The 20081-nt window shown below is 69.1% G+C and carries 17 protein-coding genes; 4 read left to right on the forward strand and 13 right to left on the reverse strand.

The annotated features are described in order from the left end of the window. Positions 1-13: 13 nt before the first annotated feature. Positions 14-2104, reverse strand: a complete 2091-nt coding sequence (locus tag HNO80_RS03210) for a PhoX family protein (protein ID WP_175321395.1) — start codon at positions 2102-2104, stop codon at positions 14-16. Positions 2105-2223: 119 nt separating this feature from the next. Beyond that, positions 2224-2709: a MarR family winged helix-turn-helix transcriptional regulator gene (locus HNO80_RS03215; RefSeq protein ID WP_175321396.1), complete on the reverse strand. Its 486-nt coding sequence runs from the start codon at positions 2707-2709 to the stop codon at positions 2224-2226. A 294-nt stretch (positions 2710-3003) separates the two neighbouring features. Between HNO80_RS03215 and HNO80_RS03220 the strand changes: the two genes are divergently transcribed. After that, positions 3004-3609 carry a hypothetical protein gene (locus HNO80_RS03220; protein ID WP_175321397.1) on the forward strand — a complete coding sequence of 202 codons (606 nt, stop codon included), beginning with the start codon at positions 3004-3006 and terminating at the stop codon, positions 3607-3609. A 184-nt stretch (positions 3610-3793) separates the two neighbouring features. Then, complete coding sequence (locus tag HNO80_RS18135; protein WP_217500527.1) at positions 3794-5326, forward strand: LamG-like jellyroll fold domain-containing protein; 1533 nt, start codon at positions 3794-3796, stop codon at positions 5324-5326. Positions 5327-5356: 30 nt separating this feature from the next. Here HNO80_RS18135 and HNO80_RS03230 read toward each other — a convergent pair whose 3' ends face one another. Together HNO80_RS03230 and HNO80_RS03235 are read right to left on the reverse strand one after the other, a co-directional pair. Then, the gene (locus HNO80_RS03230; RefSeq protein WP_175321399.1) at positions 5357-6385 is read right to left on the reverse strand and encodes an o-succinylbenzoate synthase; all 1029 of its coding nucleotides are present in this window, start codon (positions 6383-6385) and stop codon (positions 5357-5359) included. 21 nt (positions 6386-6406) lie between these two features. Next, positions 6407-7642: a glycoside hydrolase family 32 protein gene (locus HNO80_RS03235; RefSeq protein ID WP_175321400.1), complete on the reverse strand. Its 1236-nt coding sequence runs from the start codon at positions 7640-7642 to the stop codon at positions 6407-6409. Between the two features lie 78 nt (positions 7643-7720). On the opposite strand from HNO80_RS03235, the gene HNO80_RS03240 reads away from it, so the two are divergent. After that, positions 7721-8677: a phosphatase PAP2 family protein gene (locus HNO80_RS03240; protein WP_175321401.1), complete on the forward strand. Its 957-nt coding sequence runs from the start codon at positions 7721-7723 to the stop codon at positions 8675-8677. 48 nt (positions 8678-8725) lie between these two features. On the opposite strand, the gene HNO80_RS03245 is transcribed toward HNO80_RS03240, so the two are convergent. Then, positions 8726-9340: a TetR/AcrR family transcriptional regulator gene (locus tag HNO80_RS03245; RefSeq protein ID WP_175321402.1), complete on the reverse strand. Its 615-nt coding sequence runs from the start codon at positions 9338-9340 to the stop codon at positions 8726-8728. A gap of 80 nt (positions 9341-9420) precedes the next feature. Between HNO80_RS03245 and HNO80_RS03250 the strand changes: the two genes are divergently transcribed. Continuing rightward, complete coding sequence (locus tag HNO80_RS03250; protein ID WP_175321403.1) at positions 9421-10587, forward strand: flavin-containing monooxygenase; 1167 nt, start codon at positions 9421-9423, stop codon at positions 10585-10587. Here HNO80_RS03250 and HNO80_RS03255 read toward each other — a convergent pair. The 8 genes from HNO80_RS03255 to pdhA all read right to left on the reverse strand — a co-directional run bounded on the left by HNO80_RS03255 (position 10489) and on the right by pdhA (position 19955). After that, positions 10489-11703 carry an MFS transporter gene (locus tag HNO80_RS03255; protein WP_175321404.1) on the reverse strand — a complete coding sequence of 405 codons (1215 nt, stop codon included), beginning with the start codon at positions 11701-11703 and terminating at the stop codon, positions 10489-10491. The two genes, HNO80_RS03250 and HNO80_RS03255, sit on opposite strands and share 99 nt — an antisense overlap. A gap of 42 nt (positions 11704-11745) precedes the next feature. Continuing rightward, a complete protein-coding gene (locus HNO80_RS03260) occupies positions 11746-12480 on the reverse strand; it encodes a GAF and ANTAR domain-containing protein (protein ID WP_175321405.1) in 735 nt (244 codons plus the stop codon). A gap of 16 nt (positions 12481-12496) precedes the next feature. Next, positions 12497-13753 (reverse strand): MinD/ParA family ATP-binding protein, encoded by a 1257-nt coding sequence (locus HNO80_RS03265; RefSeq protein WP_502707802.1) that lies wholly within the window; start codon positions 13751-13753, stop codon positions 12497-12499. Positions 13754-14012: 259 nt separating this feature from the next. Then, complete coding sequence (locus tag HNO80_RS03270) at positions 14013-14828, reverse strand: MBL fold metallo-hydrolase (protein WP_175321407.1); 816 nt, start codon at positions 14826-14828, stop codon at positions 14013-14015. A 130-nt stretch (positions 14829-14958) separates the two neighbouring features. Continuing rightward, on the reverse strand, positions 14959-15783 hold the full coding sequence (locus HNO80_RS03275) for a glycosyltransferase (RefSeq protein WP_175321408.1): 825 nt from the start codon (positions 15781-15783) through the stop codon (positions 14959-14961). Positions 15784-15913: 130 nt separating this feature from the next. Next, positions 15914-17584: a dihydrolipoamide acetyltransferase family protein gene (locus HNO80_RS03280; RefSeq protein ID WP_175321409.1), complete on the reverse strand. Its 1671-nt coding sequence runs from the start codon at positions 17582-17584 to the stop codon at positions 15914-15916. A gap of 2 nt (positions 17585-17586) precedes the next feature. Further along, on the reverse strand, positions 17587-18699 hold the full coding sequence (locus HNO80_RS03285; RefSeq protein ID WP_175321410.1) for an alpha-ketoacid dehydrogenase subunit beta: 1113 nt from the start codon (positions 18697-18699) through the stop codon (positions 17587-17589). Then, positions 18696-19955 carry a pyruvate dehydrogenase (acetyl-transferring) E1 component subunit alpha gene (gene pdhA / locus HNO80_RS03290; protein ID WP_175321411.1) on the reverse strand — a complete coding sequence of 420 codons (1260 nt, stop codon included), beginning with the start codon at positions 19953-19955 and terminating at the stop codon, positions 18696-18698. The genes HNO80_RS03285 and pdhA overlap by 4 nt, the downstream gene beginning before the upstream one ends. Positions 19956-20081: the final 126 nt, after the last annotated feature.

The following is a 20081-nucleotide window of genomic DNA, read 5'->3' on the forward strand; positions in this document are numbered from 1 at the left end:
GGGGCGGGAGGGGCTAGTCGTCGGCGCGGAAGACCTGGACGACCGACGGACGCGGGATCCGCGCCTGGCCCGGCTTCGGCGTCGCGCCGGCGGCGACGTAATCCGGGAAGCGGGAGTTCTGCGTCTCGAAGCTGCCATCCTCGCCCGGGTGCTGCACGGCGACGAAGACGTGCCGTTCCTCATCGTGGATGATGGGTCCGCACGTCTCGGCGTCGCGCGGTACGGCAAGGAACTGCTCCACGCGGCCGCGCTCCGGACCGGCCAGGGTGACCTTGAAGAGACCGTCGGCGTAGCCGGTGCTCGAGGGCGCGCCGTCGGTGGAAATCCACAGGTTGCCGACCGAGTCGAAGGCCAGGTTGTCCGGGCACGAGATCGGCGAGACCTGGCTGGCCGGGAAGCCGGCAAAGTACGCGGACGTGTTCTTGGCCGGATCGCCGCAGACCATCAGCAGGTTCCAGTTGAACTTCGTGGACGTCTGGTCCCCGGTCTCGGTGATTTCCACGATGTGGCCGTCGCGGTTCAGGGTGCGCGGGTTGACCTCGGTGGCGCCCTCCTTGCCGGTCTTGCCGCGGTCCGTGTTGTTGGTGCAGGCCACGTAGACCTTGCCGGTGTGCAGGCTCGGCTGGACGTCCTCGCAGCGGTCCATCTTGGTGGGGCCGACCTTGTCGGCGGCGAGGCGGGTGTAGACCAGGACTTCCTCGACCGACATCCCGGACACCATGGACTTGCCGCCCACCACCAGCGGAAGCCATTCCCCGGCACCGTCAAAGGCGCCGTCGGCGGGCAGCTTGCCGGAGCCGTCGATCTCGGCCGCCGGGGAGTCGCCGCCGAATTTGGCGACGAAGAGGTCGCCGTCGGAGAGCAGGGTCATGTTGTGCCGGCGGTCGGCCGCCGTCGTCCCGGGACGGTACTTGTCCTTGGAGACGAACTTGTAGAGGTAGTCGAAGCGCTCGTCGTCGCCCATGTAGGCGACGACGTGACCGGAGGCGGCCACGATCACGTTGGCGCCTTCGTGCTTGAAGCGGCCCATCGCGGAGTGCTTCTTCGGCGTCGACGTCGGGTCCTGCGGGTCCACCTCCACGATCCAGCCAAAGCGGTTGCTTTCGTTGGCGTAGCCGGGGTTGCGGGTGTCGAAGCGGGGGTCGTCGAGCTCCCACTGGCGGGCCGTGGGCTTGCTGGTCAGGCCGTAACGCTTGTCCGCGGCGGACGTCCCGGCGGACACGAAGTAGCCGTTGAAGTTCTCCTCGCCGGAGAGGATGGTGCCCCACGGGGTGGTGCCGCCGGAGCAGTTGCCCAGGGTGCCCTTGATGGTCCGCCCGGCCGGGTCGGCAACGGTGGTGACGAGGGCGGAGCCGGCAGCGGGGCCGGTGAGTTCGTAGCTCGTGTCGCTCAGGAAGCGGCGGTTCAGCGGGGCGCCCTGGACGTAGCGCCACGGCTGGTTCTTGTTCTTGCGCTCCAACTCGACGACGGTGAGGCCGTGGGCGGCACGGCCGATGGCCCGGGTCTCCGCGGCGTCGAAGCCGGCCGGGAGCATGATGCTCTCGTTGGTGTACTCGTGGTTGGTGAAGAGCACGGCACGGCGGCCCTTGGCGTCGAGCGCCAGGATGTCCGTGTAGTCGTTGTTGTAGCCGAACTGGCGGCCCTGCGCCGCGGCGCTCTGGCGGTCCACGTCGAAGGCGGGCGAGTCGTTGAAGAGCGGGTCGCCCCAGCGGATGATCGGCTGCCAGCTGAAGCCTGCCGGCACCGTGAACGCGTCGACGGCGGCGTCAACCGGGGCAATGGCGGTGAACTGCAGCTTGGACTTGCCGAAGCCGGTCTTGGCGGCGGCGGCCAGGCCGGGGCCGCCGGCGGCAGCCGGTTCCGCGGAGGTCACGGCGTTACCGAAGACGACGGCGAGCGCGCCGGCGGCGCCGAAGCCGAGTGCGGCGCGGCGGGACATCGTGGCGGAGGCAATGTCGCGGAAGTAGCCGTTCGGGCTGCTGTTGCAGACCTCGCCGGAGCAGGCGTTATCGCACTTGAGCGCACAGGTTACCGGGCTGCGCTTGCCCTTGGTGTGGCCCAGCATGGGCAGCAGGGAGAACTTGCGTCCGGAGGAGACAGACATGGGTGGGACCTTCCAGGGCAGAGGGATGCGTCCCCGCCACCCTGCCAGCGGCAGACAACGCGGAGCCGCCCCGCCGGTGAAGTTCCGGTTAACTCTCGTAACTCACGGGTTGGCGGCCGTCATCGCGGCGACTGGTCCGGAGCGCTGGCGGCGACAAGCAGCCGCTGCCCGATTCCTTCCAGGAAGCCGGCGACGTCGGAAATGCTGGCTTCGGGTGATCCCTCAAGGACTGCCGCGGCAGCTTCAGCGAAGTGTTCGGTGGCCCACTGCATCGCGTGCGTCCCGGCCGGACTCAGGTGCAGGAGCACACTGCGCCGGTCCGTGGGGTTGGGTTTGCGGACCATGAAACCCTTGGATTCCAATCGGTCCACCATCGCGGTCACAGATCCGGTGGTGATGTTGAGCAGATTGCCCAGGGCCTTCGGCGTCATGCCGTCGACTTCGCCCACGAAGGCCATGGCATTGATGTCGATGGTGCCGATGCCAAGCTTCTCGGCCAGCCGGATCCGGAGGGCATAGGTACCTACGTCAACGCGGCGCAGCCCCTGCGTGATGCGCAGCAGCGCGTCCTTGTCCCCCAGTGATCCCTCCGCCTGGTCTGCCATGTCTAGCTCCTTGTTGCTTCGCCCAGCTATCTGCGGGCAATTCATCATAAGCGCCCGGCCTCGAGCCGTGCCGCGGATCCAAGGTGAAACCGTGTTGTGATCTACTTTACTCTCAAGCTATCTAGCCAAATCCCTTGCATTCCGGGGCTTTTTCGACCCAAAAACAAAAGAGATTATTCGTTAGCTTGATTATCAAGCAAACTTTATGTAGTTTTTCCTTAGCAGGGTCCGCTCAGGGATCCTGTGCTAGGTCTCATCCGGGGCGGGGGCCCCATTCACCACCAGGAGCACGTCATGTCAAAGGTCTCAGCGCGCACGGCCACGTGGGTCAAATGGGCAGCAGTCCCCGCAGCACTCCTGGTGAGCGGCGTCGCCGTCTCCCAGGCCTCTTACTCCGCGTTCAGCGCGACGAGCGAGAGCGCGACCAACAGCTGGAAGAGCGGCACCGTGGCAATCTCCAGCAGCGCAGACAAGACCACCGGCACCGCGACGTTCTCGGCCGAGAACATGAAGCCCGGCGCGACCGGTGCCAAGTGCATCACGGTGACCTCCACCGGCACCCTGGCCTCCGCAGTGAAGCTCTACGCCACGGCACCGGCCTCAACCAAAGACCTGAGCACCTGGATCACTCTGGACATCACCGAGGGTACCGGCTCAAACAGCGCCTGCAACGACTTCAAAGTCCTGACCCCGGCAGCTACGGCTTACTCCGGAACTCTCGCTGCGTTCGGTGCAGCAAGCACCAGCTACGCGACCGGCTGGGGCTCCTGGACTCCCACGGGCACCGCATCGGAAACCCGCACCTACAAGATCACCTACACGCTGAAGTCGGACGCCCCGAACAGCACCCAGGGCGGCTCCGCTTCCATGGGCTTCACCTGGGAAGCACAGAACAGCTAAGCCGATGCCCGGACCGAGCCGACTGCCCGCGACGTCCGGGCACCGTGCTGTCCGGGCGTCCCGCGGCAACATCGGCGGGGCACCGGACAGCGGCACCACACATGGGGCCTTTCTCCGCCGGGCCACGGCACACAGAGGCACCCGCGGAGACCACGGTCCCGCGTCCCCAGCCACCACCGGCCTCGTGGCCGGTGACAGCGCCAGTGCCGCCGCGGCACCCCACGACGGCGGCCCGGAAACCGCCGTCGTAGGGTCCGTCCGGCTCGCTATCACCGTCGCAGCCAGGGCTGCGCTCTTCGCCCTCCTCGGGATGCTGGCCTGGGCGTTGCTCCCCTTCGCCCTCGGATGGATCCCCACCACTGTGATGACCGGTTCCATGGAGCCGCGGATCTCCGCCGGCGACGTGGTCATCGCCCGGCCAATCGCCATCGGAACGGCCTCGCTGGGGCACGTCCTGCTGGTCGAGGACCCGGACCACTCCAACAAGCTGCGCCTGCACCGCTATGTCGAGGACACTCCGGACGGCAGGCTCATCCTGCGCGGCGACGCCAACCAGGCCAACGATTCCTCCCCGGTGGCACCCGAAGCAGTCCACGGCGTGGCCGTGCTCCGCGTCCCCTACGTGGGACTTCCGGTGGTTTGGATCGCTGAAAAGAACTGGGGCAACCTCGCCGCACTGTTCGTCGCGGTTTCAGCGCTGACGGTGGCAGCCGCCGCCGGTTCCAGTGCGGCCCCGCGCGACGGCGGCGCTCCCGCCCAGCCCGACGCCGCCCGCGATGCGCGGCAAACGCCGCACCGTCATATCCCCACTACCCGCCGGGCCGTCCGGCGGCGTGCCCGGGCAGCGGCGCGGCGGACAACAACCGTCCGGACCCTGCTGTGCCTGGCCTCGCTTCCGGTTCTCATCACCCCGCAGCTGTTGATGGCTGCACCGGCGCATGCCGCTTTCTCGGCCGCCGCGCCCACCCAAGCCGGCAGCTTTGCCGCATCGAGCAAATATGACTGCCTATCCCCCACTGTCCGGGACAACCCCACCTTGTTCTACGCGTTTAACGAGGTCTCCGGGCCGGAGGCCGTGGATGGGTCCGGAAACAAACTCGACGGCACCCTGTCCGGGGCCGTTGAGCGCGTTTCGGGATCCTGCGCCGGCGACAGTCCCGCCCTGGTCCTCGGCGGCTCCTCCGGCGTTGTCAGCTCCCCACAGCTCCTCAACGCCCCGGACACGTTCAGCGTGGAAATCTGGTTCAGGACAACGCCGGGAGTCACCGCGGGCGGGCGGCTGCTCGGGTTCGGGAACGCCCAGAGCGGACTTTCCACACTCTCGGACCGGCACCTGTATCTGACGGATACCGGCGGAATCGGCTTCGGCGCCGCAACCCGCAACGGCAACAGCCAGCAGTACAAAGCTGCCGGCATCACCAGCCCTGGCTCCTACAACGACGGCCAATGGCATCTGGCCACGGCCACTATGTCTTCGGCCGGGTCGGTTCTCTACGTGGACGGGGTGCGGGTGGCTGCCAACACTGGCCTCGTGGCGGAGCGCCCCTACAGCGGCTACTGGCGGGTCGGCTACGACAGCATGGATTTCGACAAGAACAGGGACTGGCCCGGCGCCTCCACCGATTCCTTCTTCGGCGGCAGCGTCGACAATGCCGCCGTCTACCCCGTTGCCCTCACTGCAAGCCAGGTCCAAGCGCACCACACTGCAGGCCGCTAGCACCCCTCAGCAGGAAGACGGGCGGCCGTGTCACCCGCCTGCCGCAAGCACCCCGTAGACGCGCCGGAGCCGGTCCAGCCACCAGTCCCTCCGCTCCGGGGCCGCGGCGTATTCCGCCAGCAGGCCCGGGTCGACGGCGACGTCGCGGAGACGGATGGCGCCGTCGTCGGGGACCAGGGAGTCACGGGTGACATCGGCGGCGAGCAGCGACACGGTCCCCAGCCCGCAGGCGTAGGGCAGTTCGGGCAGGGCGGCGGCGAGCGCCAACCCGGCACGAATCCCCACGGAGGTGTCCAAGGCGGAACTGACGACGGCGGGCAGGCCGGCCTGTGCCACGATGTCGAGGGCGCGCCGCACTCCCCCCAGGGGTGCCACCTTCACCACAACCAGGTCCGCGGCGCCGGCGCGGGCCACCTTGAGCGGGTCTTCCTCCTTGCGCACGCTCTCGTCCGCGGCGATCAGCACCGGAACGCCGGCGGCCCTGAGCCGGCGCCGCACCTCCGCGAGGCCGGCGATGTCCGGGACCGGTTGTTCGGCATATTCCAGTCCGACGGCGGCCAGCCGGGTCAGTGCCTCGACGGCCGCGGGGACGTCCCAGCCCCCGTTCGCGTCGACGCGGATCGCGGCGTCCGGCAGCGCGGCGCGGACGGCGGCCACCCGTGCGGCGTCGTCGTCGAGCCTCTGGCCGGTCTCGGCGACCTTGACCTTGACGGCGTCCACCCGGCCGAAGCGGGCCAGGATCTCCGGCACCCGTTCGGCAGCGACCGCGGGAACGGTGGCGTTGACCGGGATGCTGTCCCGCAGGGGTTCCGGGAAGCCGTGCCAGCCGGCCTCGACGGCGGCGTAAAGCCAGCGGGAGGCCTCGGCGTCGCCGTACTCGGGGAAGGGGCAGAACTCCCCCCAACCGAGCGGGCCCGGGAGCAGCAGGGCCTCGCGCTGCATGATGCCGCGGAATTTCACCCGCATCGGCAGGGTCACCACCCGGGCCAGGTCCAGGAGCTCCTCAACGCCGCCGGGATTCAGGCCGGAAGGGGTGGGGTGGTCGGCAGTGGTGGGCATGGCTGTACTCTACCCGCGGCGCTAGCTGCCGCCGTCGCGCTGGGCGGTTCCGGGCTGCTCGAGGTCCCAGACATCGGCCGCCGCGCCGTGCGGCAGTTCCAGGCGCCATTCCTCACCCGGCGCCGGGTAGGCGCGCACCGTCGCCGGCACCGAGCCGTGGCGGTAAACTTCCACGATCGAGCCGTCCACGAAGATCCGCAGTTCGTCCCCGCCGGCAACGGTGTCAGCGAAGACTGCCCGGACCTGCGCCGCCGAGGCCAGGACCAGCCGGATCCGGCCCTCCCCGCCGGTGACCACGGCTTCCGCGTGGCCGGGCAGGTGCAGGGTCCCCGCGGCACCCCTGACGCGCTGGCGGCCCCGGTAGCCGCGCAGTTCCGGTGCCGGATCGACGGCGAGCGCGTCCCCGTGCACCGCCAGTTGCCGGGGGAAGGTCAGCAGGCCGGCCCAGCCCGCGGCATCCGTGGCCGCCTGGCCCCGGCCCGCGCGGCCGTCCAGGCCAGACACCTCGTCGGACCAGCCCCACAGCAGGGCGCGGTCCGGCAGGGACAGGATCTGCGGGGCGTAGAAGTCCGGCCCCAGATCAGCTTTGCCGCCCCGGGCCGGGGTGAAGACCGGCAGCCCCGTGGCGGTGTCCTCCGCGAGCGATCCCAGCAGGTAGCCCACGCCGCCGGGATGGTGGTGCACGTCCGAGGCGGCCCGGAGGGAGGCCATCAGGAGCCAGGTCTCGGCTCCGGAGGAGTCCGGCACGCGGACCAGCTGCGGGCACCCCCAGATTCCGGCAGGCAGGTGACTGGCGGCCAGGGCGTCCTCGGTGGTGAACCAGATGCCCTCATACCGCCAGTCGCGCAGCTCGTCGGCGCGGTAGAGCAGTACGGCCGCGTGCCCCGAGGCCAGGCCCGCCCCCTGCAGGGCAAAGCGCCGGCCCTGGAAGGTGAAGAGGAACGGATCGCGCACCGCGGTCACGTGGGGATCCGGCGGCACCGGCGCCGCGGGCTGCCCGTCCTGCTGCCAGACGTCCGGCCCCGGGAGCCGGGGACGCAGGGCGACGGGGTGCTCTTCCCAGCGGAGCAGGTCCAGGGAACTCAGGTGCCCCCAGCAGGTCCGGCGGTGCTCTGCCGGGTCCGGGTTGTAGTCGAAGAACACGTGGTACCAGCCATCGAGGTACCGCAGGCCCGCGGGACCGCCCATCCACCCCTGCGCGGGCCGCGGGTGGAACCGCGGGAAGGCGGGATCCGAATGGCGAGCCACGGTATCCATGATCAAAACACTACTCGCGCAGGATGCTGGCGGGATGCCCCCGGATAACTCGCAGTGTTCTGTGGGAACCTGTAAAGCATGAGTTTTCGGCAGGAACGCGCGAGCAGGCACGCAACTTCTGAGTACCCGGCGCCCCAGCTTGGCGCGCCGGACGTGAACCCCGCGCCCGGCAGCGCCACCGGATTCCTCTTCCTGCTGGGCACCCTTGGCTGTGTGGCTGCCCTCGCCGCCACGTACTACTTCTTCGTGCGGACCACCACCGGCCAGTTCATCGACGAATCCGCGCTGGTCGAGGCAGTGGAGATCCACGGCGCGGCTGGCAAGGCGAGCAACAAACTCCTGGACTGGCTGCCCGCGCTCTCCGTGCTGATCGCCTCCGTGGTGGTCATCTTCGTGACCGTGGCGCGCCGCCGCTGGGCGGCCGCCGGCATCGCCGTCGCCGCCGCCGCGGGCGCCAACGTCGCCACCCAGATTCTGAAGGATCTGGTCCCGGTGCGGCCGTTCCGCGGGATCGAAACGCTGGAGTTCAACTCGCTCCCGTCCGGCCACACCACCCTGGCGGCCTCGGCCGCGGCCGCGGTGTTCCTGATGGTCTCGCCGCGCTGGCGGCCGCTGGCCGGCTTCCTGGGCGGCAGCTTCGCCGTCGCCACCGGGGTCTCTACGCTCATCAACCAGTGGCACCGGCCCGCCGACGTGGTGGCCGCTTTCCTGGTGGTCGGGGCGTTCATGCTGCCGGCGGGCTGGCTGATCATGCGCAAGGGACCCAAGTGGAACGTGTGGGACGGCTACAACGGCCACTGGGCCTCCGCCCGGCTGTGGGTTGCCGTCCCGGTGCTGGCGGGGCTCGCCTCCGCCGCGGTGGCCACGTACTCGCTGCTGAAGATCGCCCCGGGACCGGGGCAGGAGGGCAGCACCACCAACTACTTCTGGGCCGGCACCTCGCTGATCGTCATCACCGGGTACCTGGCCACCGTCGCCGGTGTGTGGCTGTTCGGCCACGCCGCACGACGCCGGCGCGCCGCCTCCGGCGCCTGAGGCCTCCGGCGCCGGAGGCCTCGTCCGCCGCCTGGGCCCAGCGCCGCCCTAGTCGAGCGCCGCGGCGAGCGCCTTGGCGATCCACTCCCGGTATGCCGGTACCGTCCAGCCTGCGTCCTGCACCATGGCGCGGTACACCTGGGGATGTCCCAGCGACCAGATGGCTGCGGCGGCCTCGGCGTCGGACATTCCGGAGCTGAGCCCGCCGCGCTCCCGGGCCGCCGCGGCGGCCTCCGCATAGCGCCGGAGCCGCTGCTGCCCGCGGTCCCGCTCCAGCTGCGCGGCCGTGTCATCGACGGCCGCGGCCCGGGCGATGACGGCGTTGATGCCGGCGGTGCGCGGATGAACCTCCACAAACCAGTCCGCCAGCACGGCGATCAGGGCGTCCAAGTCGGCCGCCTGTCGAGTCCGATCCCGCATAAGGTCCAGCACGCCCGCCTGCGCCCTGGGCCCCGCGGCCGCGCTATCCAACACGGCCGAGAGCAGCGCCGCCTTGTTCCCCACTGAGTTGTAGACCGTCTGGACGGCCACCCCGCTCGCGGCGGCAATGCCGTCGATGGTGGTCTGGACGTATCCGTCGGCGGCAAACAACCGGCCGGCCGCTTCGACAATCACGTCCCGCGTGCCGGCCGCCTGGATGGCCCGGCGCGTCACTTTTTGCATGGAATTAGACTATCGCTCCACTGACTAGAACGGTATTCTAAATATAAGCAAAAGGATGCCCCAGCAAGGAGGCGGCGACCATGAACCAGAACAGCCAGCAGCTTGATGCAGTAGTTATCGGCGCGGGCCAGGCGGGGCTGGCCGCCGGCTACCACCTCGCCCGTGCGAAGTTACGGTTCGAAATCCTTGAGCAGTCCCCGCGGGTGGGCGACGGCTGGCGGCGCCGGTGGGAGTCGCTGCGCCTGTTCACCCCCGCCCAGCACGACGGTCTTCCGGGCCTGCCCTTCCCGGCGGCACGGAACACCTATCCAGGCAAGGAAGAGTTCGCCGCCTACCTCGAAAACTACGCGGCCCACTTCGGCCTGCCGGTGCGGACGGGCGTCCGCGTGGACGCCGTCACGGCGGCAGGTTCGGGGTTCGCCGTCGACACCGCACGCGGGACAGTGCGGGCGCGCAACGTGATCGTGGCAGCCGGCGCGAACGTCTTCCCCCGCATTCCGAACGCCGCCGCCGGTCTGGATCCGGCCATCAGCCAACTCCACAGCTCCCACTACCGCGGTCCGGCAGAGATCCCGGACGGCGAGGTGCTGGTGGTGGGCGCCGGGACCTCGGGTGCGGAGATTGCCCTGGAACTCTCAGCCGGGCACCGGGTGCTGCTCTCCGGCCGGCCCACCCCCCATATTCCCGACCCCCTGCTCCGCTACGCCGGCGGGGCGTACTGGCGGTTCATCCACTCGGTGCTGACGCTGCACACCCCGGTCGGGCGCAAAGTCGCGGCGACCTTCCACCAGCGCGGGGCCCCCTTGATCCGCATCTCACCGAAGGATCTTGACCGCGCCGGGGTCGTCCGGATGCCACGGTTCACCGGCACAGCGGAGGGCCGTCCCGTGTTCGACGGCGGCGCTTCAGCGGAGGTGCGCACGGTCATCTGGGCCACCGGGTTCCGCCCGGACCTGGACTGGGTCCACGGGCCGGAGCGGGCGCCGTCGGGCTGGCCGCAAACGACGCGGGGCGTTGTCCCCGGCGTGCCGGGGCTGTACTTCGTGGGCCTGCCCTTCCAGTACGCTCTCACTTCGGGCCTGATCGGCGGCGTCGGCCGGGATGCGGCATATGTGGTGCGGGACTTGGCGCAGCGGGTGCAGGAGCCTTCAGTAGTTGCGGCGGTGCCTGAGCCGCGGAATGGTGATCGCGAAGACGGCGGCCGCGGCAAAGCCGAGCACGCCGGTGGCACCCACACCGGCCCCTAGCGACGCCGCGGCGGTGACGCCGGAGAGCAGCACCGGGCCGCCGGTGGCGCCGGCGTCGGCCATGAACCGCCAGAGCCCTAAGAATTGGCCGCGGCCGTTGTCCGGCGAGAAGTCGGCCCCGAGGGTCATGTTCAGCCCGGAGCTGATGCCGTTGCCGAACCCGATCAGGAGCGCGGCGAGCAGCAGGCCCACGAATCCGGTGCTGAGCGGGATCAGCAGCATCGCCGTGCCCATGATGAGCGTGGAGGGCACCGCCACCCATTGGCGGCCCTTGCGGTCCATCAGCTTCCCGGCAGGGTAGAAGACCAGCATGTCGATGGCCCCGGAGATGCCGTAAATCAGCGAGGCCTGGGTGGCGTCCATGCCCAGGTGCTCGGCCCATAGCGGGATCACCACCTGGCGGGAGGCGCGCAACGCGCTGAGCAGCAGGACCCCCAGGCCCACGCTCAGGAACACCCCGGCGTGGGAGGCCGCGACGCTGCGCAGCGTGGGCTGCGGGGCTGGCGTGCCGTCGGCCGGGCCGGGCACCGCGGCGAGATCCGGGATGGTGACCGACAGTGCCGCGGCCGCGGCCATGGCCACGACGCCTGCCCAGTAGGCGGCGGTGATGCCGCCGAACTGCATCACCGCGGCGCCGATGAAGGGGCCAATGAAGATGCCGATCCGGTTGACCCCGCCCAAGGTGGAGAGCGCCCGGGCGCGGAGGATGACGGGCACGGCCTCGGTCAGGTACTTCTGCCGGGCCAGGCTGAACACGCTGGCGGCCATGCCGACCACCACCATCGCCGCGGCCAGCAGCCAGATCCCGTCCGGCACCAGCGGGGAAACGGCGGCGGCGGCGAGGGCGACGGCGCTCGCGGCCGCCGCCCCGACAATCGCCCACCGCTCGCCGAACTTCAGGGTGATGAGCGACGCCGGCAGGTTGAAGAACCACGAGCCGAGCCCAATCAGCGTCACGATCAGGGCCGCGACGGCGACCGAGGCGCCCCGGTCCCGTGCGGACAGTGCCACCACCGGTAGGATCGCTCCCTCACCGATGCTGAACAGCAGTGCCGGGCCGAAGGCAGGGACGGCGATGCTGCGGAGGCTGAAGGCGGCGGGGCGAGTTGTGGTCATCGCTTTCATCCTAGGCCCGGGTGCGCCCTGGCGGCCGGGAAATCAGCTGTCGAAGTGGGTGTGGATTTCCTCACCCGTGACGTTCTTGAGCACGTCGGCGGCGACGTCGCGGAGCTTTTGGTTCCGGTTGCTGGACACCCGGGTGAGGATGGCCATCGCCTCGTCCTGCGAGCAGCGGTTCTGCGCCATCACGACGCCGCAGGCCAGGTCGATCGAGGTGCGGTGCTCCATGGCTGCCTGCAGGTCCTCGGCGCGGGCCTGGGCGGTGCCGATCCGGACGGCCAGGCGCAGCGCCCGGCCGGCGAGGTCCGCGAACCCCGAGGCCTCGGCCACGATGGCCGCGGTGAAGACGCCGGTCGAGGAGGCGAAGAAGTTCAGCGCGGCCGCCGAGTCCTCGCCGATTTCCAGGGGCACGCCGAGGGTGCTCCGGCAGCCGTGGGCGGCGAGCTGTTGCTGGTATTCGGGCCAGCGCGGGTCCGTGTCCACATTGGCCAGGAGCACGATGCCCCGGGTGCGCAGCGCCTCGATGCAGGGGCCCTCGCCCAGGCTTTGCTCGATCCGGTCCAAGATCACGGCTTTGCTGCTGCTGCCGGCCACGGTCATGTTTTTCTTCCGGCGTCGGAGCGTCACACCGCACTCGATATCCGCGCCGACGGACTGGCTCAGGGTGGAAGCGGAAAATTCCGCGAGGCGGTCCAGGAAGTCCTCGACATTTTCGGTGCCCACAATGAGGTCCTGCAGCTGGATTGCGGCGTCGTTCCCGGCGTACTTGCTCATGGCCTAAATGTAACGGCTAAACGTAGCCGTCGACGATTGCGGCGGCAATCTCCCGGTACGCCCGACGGGTTTCGGGGCGGAGGGAATCCAGCGTGACGAGGTCACCGTCGGCCACGCCGCGGTCGTGCGGGACGGCGATCAGCTGGCGGCAGATGCCGGAGAGGTGGTCCTCGATGGCGTCCTTGTCCACGCGCGAGGAGACTTCGTCCTTGTCCGTGATGACCACGACGGCGTTCCGCGCGAGGTCCTCGTAGCCGTGGCTGGCGAGCCAGTGCAGAGTGCTCCGTGCGCGCTTGGCGCCGCTGACGGCGTAGCCAGCGGCGATGATCAGGTTGTCCGCGGACTGCAGGATCCCGCTCATCGCGTTGTGCGTGACGCCGGTGCCGCAGTCGGTCAGGGCCACGGAGTAGTAGCCGGAGATGAGCTTGCGGATCCGCAGGTACTCCTCCGCCGTGAGCGAGTCGGACACCTCCGGATCCTGTTCCCCGGCGATCAGGTGCAGGCGGCCGGCATGGTGCATGTAGCGGGCCAGGGCGGTCAGCGAATCGATGGATTCGACGTTGCGGAGCAGGTCGCTGATGGTCCGCGGGGCCTGCTGCTGGTAGATCCCCTCGCCGAGGGCGCGCTCCACGAGGTCGCCCGAGTCCGGGTTGGCGTCGATCGCGCACGGCGGGTCGCCGCGGTATTCGGCCAGGGTCAGTCCGACGCCCACCGTGGTGGAGGTCTTGCCGATGCCGCCCTTGAGGCTCAGCACCGCGGTGTTGTAGCTGCCCTGGAGCTGGCGGGAAATCCGGCGTGCGAGTTCGTCCTCTTCGCGTTGCCGGGCACTCGGTCCCAGGTTCAGGCTGCCGCCCGTGAGGTTGTAGAGGGCGCCGCGGAAGCCGCCGACCGGCCGTGGCTTCTGTTCGCGGACGAAGAGGCCCGGCGAGCTGATGAAGTCCGGCACCGGCGCGTTGGCCAGGGCGGCGGCCCGGCTGGCCGAGCGGGTGGCGCGGGTGGGCTGCGGCGGCACGGAGGCGGCTGCGGCCTCGGGGGCGTCCGGCTCCTCCGGCTCCTGCGGCACTGCCGGCGCCGCCGACGTCGGCGGGGCGACGGGCGGCCGCGGCGCAGCCGGGACCTGACTGATCACCGGAGTGGCTCCGGTAGCCGGGTTTCCAAAGCGTTCATCGGCGGCCTCGGCGGCCTGGGCCCAGGAGCTGCTGCGCGGCGGGGCCGGGCGGGCGGGGGCTTCTGAGGGCTCCGCGGGGATGCTGCGGGGGTTGACGACCGGCATGGTTCCTGTCCGGACAGCTGGATTCTCACCATCGGCACGACGCAGGTCGCGGCGACGGCGAAGTTCAGGCTGTCCTGAGTTTTCAGCAGTGGCAGCTGAGTTGTCTTCCACCGATTCGGGCATCTTTTGGTTTCTCCCCCAGGACTCACCGCGGAGCACGCTGCGGCGCTTGTTGTGACTTCTTTCAAAGAGCCAGTCTAGGCGCAGTCGCCAGCACCCTTAGCTTCGGCCGGATCCGTGGCCCGATTTTGGGGCCGCCTCAGTGGTGGGCGCGGGTCTCCTGCAGACGCCGGATGAACCACCGGGACTGCTCCGGTCCGTACGGAAGGATCGGCACGGCTTTGGTGGCGTCGTTCGGCGTCTCGCGGGTGGCCTGGGTTGCCTGCCGCACGGCGGTGCTCATGGTGTTGGCCATGGTTTTGACGAACTGGTCGCTGCACGGTTCGCCGTGGCCCGGGATCAGGAACTCGTAGCGGTGCCGCAACGCGGACAGGTGCCGCAGGGCATCGGCCCACTCCTCCGGGAACGAATCCTCGAAGGACGGGTGTGCGCCCTGTTCCACCAGGTCACCGGCGAACAGCGTGGTGCCCGTCCCCACGAGCAGGTCGCCATCGGTGTGGCCGCGTCCCAGGTAGAAAAGTGTTGCCGTCTGGCCGCCCAGGTCCACCAGGACGGGCTGGTCCTTGACGATCGCGTTCGGCACCACCAGCTCCACAGAGCTGCCCTCGCCGGCAGCCATTTCCGGTTCCGCCGACGCGACGAAGTGCCGCTGGGCGTCGCCGTTCTCTTCGATGTCCGCCGCGCAGTTTTCGTGCCCCCAGAACTCGGTCACGCCGTCGTCGGCGAAAATGGCGTTGCCAAAGAAGTGGTCGTAGTGGGCATGCGTGTTGACGACCACCAGCGGCAGCTGCGTCTTTTCTCGCACGGCATCCAGGATCTCGCGGCCCTGCCGGGGCCCGCCGCCGGTATCGATCACCATGGCGCGTTCGGTGCCCACAACCAGGCCGGTGTTGAGCAGGGATCCTTGGGTAGTCAGTACGTAGTTGTCCTGACCGACCTCGAGCCATCGTGACATGAAATCTCCGTATTCCGACGCTGTGCCGGCATGGTTGGTGCGATGTTCTGGCCTCGATTCTACCCATCGCATCCGGCATCACCGGCACTCACCGCGCACACGCAGCACGGTGCCGGGGAGGAGCGGACCCTTAGGCGTCGTCGTTGTGCAAGCCTGCTGCAGCCAGCGCCACCGCATCAGGGTGCAGCGCGGGCAGACGGGAGGTGGCCAGGCGCGTAAATTTGCCCTTCGCAAGAAACCGGTAAAACAGATGTTGCGGAAGCACGGCCCAAAGTATCCGCTTGGTGAGAATCTTGGCACGATCACGGTTGGTGCGGCATTCCAGAAGGCGGGCCTTAGTAGTGTCAGCGTCGTAGCGGGTGCTGCGCCCTCCCATTTCGAACTCGCACACGACTACGGGCAGGAACGTAGCTCCGGCAGCCCTGACGGCATGCGCGGTGTAGGCTCCGTCAGCCCCGATGGGACGGGCCAGCGTGTACCTGTTGGCTTCGTAGAAGCGTCTGGGGTAGAACGTTGCCTGGTGTGCCGGCATGGACAACGCATCGGCCTCGCGGCCCAGTCCTGGGCGCAGGAATCGATCATCCTTCCAGCGCTCGATGCTGTAGCCCAGGAGGACCTGACCTGCCGCGGCGTCCACAACCCTGTCCAGCGAAAACTCCTTGTGGAGGGAGTCCCCCGCGTTGAGGAACAGCGCATACTCCCCGGACGAGCGGGCCAGGCCCTTATTCATCGCGTCGTAAAGCCCATCGTCGGGCTCACTCACGAGGAACGTCCGCGCGGGCAGATGCCCATCCAAGGCCTCCCTGACCTGGCCATCACTGCTGCCATCGATAATCCAGTGCTCGACGGCCTCGGATCGAAGCGGGGCAACGCTGGCGAGGGTCCTCTCCAGGCCCGGCCAGTCGTTGAAGACAACGGTGATGATACTCAGGAATGGAGTGTGCAAGTCAGACACATGTCCCCCAGCTGCAGATGTGGTTGCTCCTATAATAAGCGTCTCCTTCGGACAGTCCAGTCGAGTGACTCAGACGGTGCCGAGCATCCGGGGCCGGTCCCAGCGCGGTTGCCCCTGCCAGAGGTGCCGGCTACAGATCGGCGAGCACGGCCCCCGGGTTCTCGATCGCGTCGGCCACGTAGCGGAGGAATCCGCCGGCGGTTCCGCCGTCACACACGCGGTGGTCGAAGGTGAGCGTCAGCTCGGTGACCTTGCGGACGGCGAGCTCCCCGTTGACCACCCACGGCTTGTCGATGATGCGTCCGACGCCGAGGATGCCCACCTCGGGGTGGTTGATGATCGCCGCGGAACCGTCCACGCCGAAGACGCCGTAGTTGTTCAGCGTGAAAGTGCCGCTGCCCAGTTCCGCGGGCGTCGCTTTACCGTCGCGGACGACGGCGGTGAGCCGGCGGATCTCCGCATCCAGTTCGCGGGCGCTGAGTTTGTCCGCGTTCCGCACGGAGGGGACCATCAGGCCCCGGTCCGTCTGCGCCGCGAAGCCGAGGTTGACGCCATCGAAAGCCACGATTTCCTGGCTGGCCCCGCCCGTGGTGTCCTCGGTGGTGACGATCCGGGTGTTCAGCTCGGGGAACTTCTTGAGCCCGGCGGTGACGAAGCGGGCAATGAACGCCAGCAGCCCCGGGGTGTGGTGCGGATCCGCCTTCTTCAATGCGGCACGAAGCTCCACGAGCGCCGTGGCGTCCACGTCCACCCACACGGTGGCCTCGGGAATCTCGGACCGGCTGCGGCTCATGTTCGCGGCCACGGCCTTGCGCACGCCCCGGACCGGGGTGCGCCCGGAAATGCCAAGCCCGGTGCGGGCATCGGTGTCCCCGGCAGCCGAGACCGCAGCTGCCGCCGGCGTTGCGGCCGGAGCTGCTACCGCACGCTCGACCACCGAAGGCTTGATAACAGCCTCAACGTCGCGCCGCATGATGAGCCCGCTGGCCCCCGAACCCTGGAGTTCCCCCAAATCAACCCCATGGTCCCGCGCCATCCGCCGGACCAGCGGAGAAATCACAGCCCCCAACTTCCCCGGAACCCGGGTCCGCATCAGCAAGAGATCGTCCGCAGCCTTCTCAGCATCCGATACCAACGCAACAGGCTCGGCAACCGTAGTGCCGGCCGAAGCCTTCCGCGCCCGCGTCCGCCGAGCAACCCCATGCCCGCCCGGCGTCCCATACCCAATCAAAACGTTCCCGGACCCGGCCTTCTCCTCCTCGCGGTAGGTCTCAGCAGCTACAGCGGCCGGCGAGTCGGCAACAACGGCCGGTGAGTCGACAGCGCTACCAGCCGACGCAGGCAATGCCGCCCCGGGCGTGGCATCAAAGGACCCGGACGAGGGCCCCGATGCGAGCTTGCGAGCATTGGGAAGTCCGGGGCCGCTGTCGGAGCCGGACGGCATGCTGCTTGCAGCAATGCCGTCCGGCGAAGGGGCGGGGGCGGCATTGCCTGTGGCGGCGCGCCGAGCGCTACCGGGGGCGGCATCATCCGCGGCGGCCCCACCGGGGGCCGCAGCTAAGGGAGTTACAGAAATCAGCGGCTTGCCGACGTCGAGCGTCTGGCCGGGCTCGCCGTGCAGCACGGCGACGGTGCCGGCGTACGGAGAGGGGACTTCGACCATGGACTTCGCGGTCTCAACCTCGGCGATCGGCTGGTCGACGCGGATTTCGTCGCCCACGGCCACAAGCCAGTTCACGAGCTCGGCTTCGGTGAGGCCTTCGCCGAGGTCCGGCAGGAGGAATACTTTCGGTTCGGTCATGGTCAGTCTTCCCACTGGAGGTCGTCAACGGCGTCGAGGATGCGGTCCACGCCGGGCAGGTAGTAGTGCTCGAGTTTCGGCGCCGGGTACGGCACGTCGAAGCCGGTGACGCGGCGGATCGGGGCGGCGAGGTGGTGGAAGCAGCGTTCCTGGACCCGGGCCACGATCTCGGAGGCCACCGAGGCGAAGCCGTGAGCTTCGGCGATGACGACGGCGCGGCCGGTCTTTCGGACCGAGGCGCAGACGGTCTCGTCGTCGAACGGCACGATCGAGCGGACGTCGATCACCTCAAGCGAGCGGCCCTCCTCGGCGGCAGCGGCCGCGGCGGCGAGCGCCGTCGGTACGGACGGGCCGTAGGCGATGAGCGTGGCGTCGGTGCCGGGACGGGCGACGGCGGCGCGGCCCTCGGAAGAGGTCCCGCGTTCGGTGTTCGCGGCGTGCTCGGCCCGCAGCGCGTCCAGGTCGACCTGGTCCTTGGACCAGTACAGCTTCTTGGGCTCCATGAACATCACCGGGTCGTCCGAGTCGATGGCTTCGCGGAGCATCCGGTAGCCGTCGGCCACGGTGGCCGGGGTGAAGACCTTGAGGCCCGCGGTGTGGGCGTAGTAGGCCTCGGAGGAGTCGCAGTGGTGCTCCACTCCCCCGATGCCGCCGGCGTACGGGACGCGGATAACGATGGGCAGTTTCACGGTGCCTTTGGTGCGGTTGTGCATCTTGGCGACATGGCTGACGATCTGTTCGAACGCCGGGTAGGCGAAGGCGTCGAACTGCATCTCGATGACCGGACGCATGCCGTTCATGGCCATGCCCACGGCCATGCCGACAATGCCGGATTCGGCCAGCGGGGTGTCGAAGCAGCGGCTCTGCCCGAAGGTCTTGGTGAGCCCGTCGGTGATGCGGAAGACGCCGCCGAGCATGCCGACGTCCTCGCCGAAGACCAGGACCGAGTCATCGGCGTGCATGGCGTCGGCCATGGCGGTGTTCAGCGCCTTGGCCAGAGTGATGGTCTGCGGGCCCGTCTTTTCGGCTTCAACGGCGGCCTTGGCGGCGGCCCGGGCCGTGGCGGCACTGACGTTGTTGTTCGCCTCGGAGGAGGTGGTGACGGTGGGGCTCATCGTGCGGACTCCTCGGAAGTCGTGGCGGAGGCGGCGTCGCGCGCCAGTTCATCGGCGAGCATGGCGGACTGTTCCTTCAACTGCGGGGTCGGGGCGGAGAAGACGTACTTGAAGAGGTCCTGGGGATCCACGGGGACATCCTCGCCCAGGCCCTCGCGCAGCTGCGCGGCCACGGTTTCTGCCTTTTCCGCAATCCGGGCGGCGCCGTCGTCGTCGAGCAGTCCGCGCTCCGTCAGGTAGGTTTTCATCCGGCTCAGCGGATCCTTGGCGACCCATTCGGCCACTTCACTGTCCTGCCGGTAGCGGGTGGCGTCGTCGGCGTTGGTGTGGGCCTGCATCCGGTAGGTGTGAGCTTCCACCAGGAGCGGGCCGGAACCGTCGCGGGCCAGTTTCACGGCCCGGCCGAGCACGGCCAGGAGGGCAACAATGTCGTTGCCGTCCACGCGTTCGCCGGCCATGCCGTAGCCGACGGCCTTGTGCGCGAGCGACGGCGCGACCGACTGGTGCGCGAGCGGCACGGAGATGGCGTACTGGTTGTTCTGGACGAAGAAGACCACCGGGAGGTGGAACACGGCGGCGAAGTTCAGCGCCTCGTGGAAGTCGCCCTCGCTGGTCGCGCCGTCGCCGCACATGGCCAGGACGACGGTATCCTCGCCGCGGAGTTTGGCCGCGTGGGCGACGCCGACGGCGTGGAGCAACTGGGTGGTCAGCGGCGTGCACTGGATGCCGACCTTGTGCTTGGCGGGGTCGTAGCCGCCGTGCCAGTCGCCACGGAACAGCGTCATGGTCTGGACCGGATCCACGCCGCGTGCCATCACGGCCACCGAGTCGCGGTAGGTGGGGAACATCCAATCGCCGTCGGAGAGGCAGAGCGCCGCCGCGACCTGGCAGGCCTCCTGGCCGTGGCTGGAGGGGTAGACGGCCATCCGGCCCTGGCGGACCAGCGCGGAGTTCTGGTCGTTGACGCGGCGTCCGACGACCAGCTGCTCGTAGGCGGCCATTAGTTCCGCATCCCCCGGGAGGCCGTACTCGTGGCCGGGCTGGGCGCCCTGCTCCGTGTGCGCGTTCAGGGCGCCGTCCGGTCCCACGATCTGGATCGGATGCCGGGCGGGCAGCATGTAGTCCTCAACCGTGATGCCGAACTTGCGCACGGCCTCGCTGGCGGCATTTTCCGACGCGGCGGTGTTGTCCGCCGTGGGGGAGGTCGCTCGTCCGGCGGCTGGCTGCTGCGCAGTGTGGTCTGCGGAGATCGTCATTGGTCCGTCTTTCTGTAGCCACTATTCGCTCCCAGTATGGTCCCGGGGGCCGTTTCGTATCCACCCCCGGCCGGAATCATGGAGAAGTCCCGAATTTTGCCCTAATCTGAAAGACAAAACGTAAAT

The organism is Arthrobacter sp. C9C5, assembly GCF_013359735.1.
Classification (GTDB): Bacteria; Actinomycetota; Actinomycetes; order Actinomycetales; family Micrococcaceae; genus Arthrobacter.

What these genes read in the sequence shown, in the direction of transcription:
- HNO80_RS03280 (WP_175321409.1), bottom strand. Translation starts at nt 17,584, where the DNA reads ATGACCGAACCGAAAGTATTCCTCCTGCCGGACCTCGGCGAAGGCCTC.
- HNO80_RS03245 (WP_175321402.1), bottom strand. Translation starts at nt 9,340, where the DNA reads ATGCAAAAAGTGACGCGCCGGGCCATCCAGGCGGCCGGCACGCGGGAC.
- HNO80_RS03230 (WP_175321399.1), bottom strand. Translation starts at nt 6,385, where the DNA reads ATGCCCACCACTGCCGACCACCCCACCCCTTCCGGCCTGAATCCCGGC.
- HNO80_RS03240 (WP_175321401.1), top strand. Translation starts at nt 7,721, where the DNA reads ATGAGTTTTCGGCAGGAACGCGCGAGCAGGCACGCAACTTCTGAGTAC.
- HNO80_RS03255 (WP_175321404.1), bottom strand. Translation starts at nt 11,703, where the DNA reads ATGACCACAACTCGCCCCGCCGCCTTCAGCCTCCGCAGCATCGCCGTC.
- HNO80_RS03270 (WP_175321407.1), bottom strand. Translation starts at nt 14,828, where the DNA reads ATGTCACGATGGCTCGAGGTCGGTCAGGACAACTACGTACTGACTACC.
- pdhA (WP_175321411.1), bottom strand. Translation starts at nt 19,955, where the DNA reads ATGACGATCTCCGCAGACCACACTGCGCAGCAGCCAGCCGCCGGACGA.
- HNO80_RS03250 (WP_175321403.1), top strand. Translation starts at nt 9,421, where the DNA reads ATGAACCAGAACAGCCAGCAGCTTGATGCAGTAGTTATCGGCGCGGGC.
- HNO80_RS03265 (WP_502707802.1), bottom strand. Translation starts at nt 13,753, where the DNA reads ATGCCGGTCGTCAACCCCCGCAGCATCCCCGCGGAGCCCTCAGAAGCC.
- HNO80_RS03215 (WP_175321396.1), bottom strand. Translation starts at nt 2,709, where the DNA reads ATGGCAGACCAGGCGGAGGGATCACTGGGGGACAAGGACGCGCTGCTG.
- HNO80_RS03235 (WP_175321400.1), bottom strand. Translation starts at nt 7,642, where the DNA reads ATGGATACCGTGGCTCGCCATTCGGATCCCGCCTTCCCGCGGTTCCAC.
- HNO80_RS03260 (WP_175321405.1), bottom strand. Translation starts at nt 12,480, where the DNA reads ATGAGCAAGTACGCCGGGAACGACGCCGCAATCCAGCTGCAGGACCTC.
- HNO80_RS03210 (WP_175321395.1), bottom strand. Translation starts at nt 2,104, where the DNA reads ATGTCTGTCTCCTCCGGACGCAAGTTCTCCCTGCTGCCCATGCTGGGC.
- HNO80_RS03220 (WP_175321397.1), top strand. Translation starts at nt 3,004, where the DNA reads ATGTCAAAGGTCTCAGCGCGCACGGCCACGTGGGTCAAATGGGCAGCA.
- HNO80_RS03285 (WP_175321410.1), bottom strand. Translation starts at nt 18,699, where the DNA reads ATGAGCCCCACCGTCACCACCTCCTCCGAGGCGAACAACAACGTCAGT.